Here is a 2,709-nt window from a genome sequence, read left to right on the forward strand (position 1 = left end):
CCGGACCAAAAGAGCCAGGACGCGCCGGGCCAACAACCTCCGCAAAGAAACCTGTACGACCACCATTGATCGAGACCCAGACAAGCGAACCGGGCGGAAAATCAGCCACCACGGCGACAGACGCAGAGGCCCGCAGCTTGCCAGCACCCTGCACAGAAACAGAACCCCTAAGAATCACTTTTCGCCTCCTCTCTTGTAGCTGTCTTTACCGCCTCAAGTGCGCCTAGCGCATCCGCCATACCAAGCAAAACGGCCCCATATGCTTTCCACCAATCCAAAGCCCGAGTATCCATTTTAGTAATCAGCACATCGGAAAAGCCCCGCCACCGAGAAACAGTATGCTCTTGGCAACCTATCCGCATCATAAGCCCGTGATCGTCCCGCTGGTCCTGCCAAATCGTAACGTACCAATTCTCTAAAGTAGAAAAACAAAGAATGGTTGACCCCCCACCGATCACTGACCCCCCACCGATCTTTGACCCCTCACCGATCTTTGACCGCGCACCGATCACTGACCCCTCACCGATCACTGACCGCGCACCGATCACTGACCACTCACCGATCACTGACCGCGCACCGATCACTGACCCCGCACCGATCTTTGACCCCTCACCGATCACTGACCCCTCACCGATCTTTGACCTAGCAGAAACGACGGCACCGTTTGACAAGATGTATTTCCCGTCTTTCATCTCCGGTAGTTCAAACTCACCCCAAACCAAATAACTCACGATAAACCTCTTTTCACTTTCTGGCAAAGCTCCGAAGCTCCACCTTAGATTGCAATAATAGCAATCCTCTACCAAACCAGCCGATTCGTTACACGCGCGTAGTGGTGTAAACAAATGTAAATTAGGAGGAAAGCGCACGGCCCCCAAGACCCCCAGCGCCCACCCTTCCCGCAGCCCTTCGCGCCCTGACTACGACCTTTCCCAGCCTACCGCGCACTCCAAACACCGAAGCTGAGAGCGCAGATGCTCCACTTCAAGCTGTGCTAAGTCACGGGATTGTTTCGCCAGTGCCAGCGCCCCCTCAGACTCCATGCAGTCCGCTATCTTCAGGCTCAGGTACTCAGAAAGACGAGCCTCCCGCGCCGCTTCATTCGCGCCCAGTGCTTTAGGATCATCGGCGTACTTGACCAGCAGCCCATTCCGACCCTTTGCCAGCTCCGCTTTGCACCACGCCGCCGCCGTTTCCAGGCCCTGAACCTCTACCGTTGCCTCGATGAGCTTCCCATAAGCAAGCTCAAGCATGGGAGACAACACATCGGGAGTCAGTACCGACACAATCACAGCCGACATAGCGCACCTCTTAGAGACATACCTAGACGAGCGCCCCACTGGACGCGGCGATTAGAGCGAAGCTTCGAAGCTTCGCCAAGACGGGGCAAGTCTTCGGGTTGAAGGACGGGAAGACCCAACAGGCCCAAGTACGAACGGAGATCGGATGCTTCTACACGCACCTCTCCTGCCACCTTAACCGACAGATCCACACGCTCTATTTCCTGGGTAGACGGAGGGGACAGCACCAGCGTGTTCACGTTCCCAGAGACACGATAACGCTTCAGCTTCTGTGCATGCTCATAAAGAATCCCTGCCGCCTCTGCATCCGTGAAATCCTCAAAGCCCAGCGCCTGGACAACGGCCTCTGCCGCCTTGCGTAGCTCGCGCTTGTCTTCAGGGCTGGACAGCCTAGCACGAACACCGAATGTTGACTTACTCATCTTTCTTTGATTCCTCTCTCTTTAACCTTTCCGCTTCTACCGACGCACGAAGTAAATAACGCTTCCCTTCCCACTCTTCCGCTTCGATAAGACCCGCAATCGCCAACTGTGAAACACGCCCGCGAGTCAAACCTAAAATCCGTGCCGCTGTAGACTGGGAAACTAAAGACTCTGGCAAACTAGCACTCTTCGACCAAAGCGGAACGCCTTCTTTCCGATCAACCAGAGCAGAACGAAAAACATAGCGAACCCCTTCCCACTCTTCCGAATCTAAAGCACCAGAAAAAATCAATTGCCCCACACGGGAACGAGTAACACCAAAAAATTCAGCCGTTTCGATTCGTGGCACCAAATGACAAGGAATCTCGCTCTTCACAAGAACAGTGCGAACCAAAGATTCAACACCATCGGGATCAACGTACATTTTGCGAGAACGTAAAACAGCAACACAACACCGAAGCAAAGAATCCGCAGCACGAACAACAGCATGCCCAGGTTTCACGCCCCTCTCCTTACGCGCCACAATCCGACGAGCAAAAGCAGAACTTTCAGGGCGGGACGCCGCTTGCATCCCAGCAAGATACAACGCCCCGACAAGAGAATGAGCAGGAGCCTTATCACGCCGAGTACTGTCCTTTGTAACCCCTGTCTGAATACGACGAGGCGACCAGCGCAAATACTTACGAATATTGCCAACTGTCCTATCCTCGCCATTCACATCTTCCTCGAATCGAGACAAAGGAAACAACGTTGCTATAAACTGCACCGCCAATACTTCACCAACATGAGGGATAGACAAAAGCAAATCTAAATCTACGGAAAAATGGCTCCGAGCAAACAAAACAGCAAGAGAGAAAACCTCCTCCGCGTCCGTACTAGCAGCCATGCCCTCCCAAACAGCAGCCCGATCTTCTTGCCCTGCAAAACCAGCCGCAGCAATGCGATTCTTTGCAGCCGTGCGTATTTTCTTCACTGCCGCAGCATCA

The 2,709-nt window shown here is 53.7% G+C and carries 4 protein-coding genes; all 4 read right to left on the reverse strand.

Annotation, left to right across the window (positions count from 1 at the left end; genetic code table 11):
• Positions 1-167 precede the first annotated feature (167 nt).
• Positions 168-692: a hypothetical protein gene (locus ACH2EH_RS25055; protein WP_395146127.1), complete on the reverse strand. Its 525-nt coding sequence runs from the start codon at positions 690-692 to the stop codon at positions 168-170.
• Positions 693-920: 228 nt separating this feature from the next.
• Positions 921-1,301 carry a hypothetical protein gene (locus tag ACH2EH_RS25060; RefSeq protein WP_395146121.1) on the reverse strand — a complete coding sequence of 127 codons (381 nt, stop codon included), beginning with the start codon at positions 1,299-1,301 and terminating at the stop codon, positions 921-923.
• Positions 1,289-1,723, reverse strand: coding sequence for a hypothetical protein (locus ACH2EH_RS25065; RefSeq protein WP_395146123.1), 435 nt, complete (start codon positions 1,721-1,723; stop codon positions 1,289-1,291). The genes ACH2EH_RS25060 and ACH2EH_RS25065 overlap by 13 nt, the downstream gene beginning before the upstream one ends.
• The coding region (locus ACH2EH_RS25070; protein WP_395146125.1) for a hypothetical protein at positions 1,716-2,709 on the reverse strand (994 nt) is incomplete at its 5' end. The genes ACH2EH_RS25065 and ACH2EH_RS25070, both read right to left, overlap by 8 nt.

Source organism: Armatimonas sp. (assembly GCF_043760365.1).
Lineage (GTDB): Bacteria > Armatimonadota > Armatimonadia > Armatimonadales > Armatimonadaceae > Armatimonas.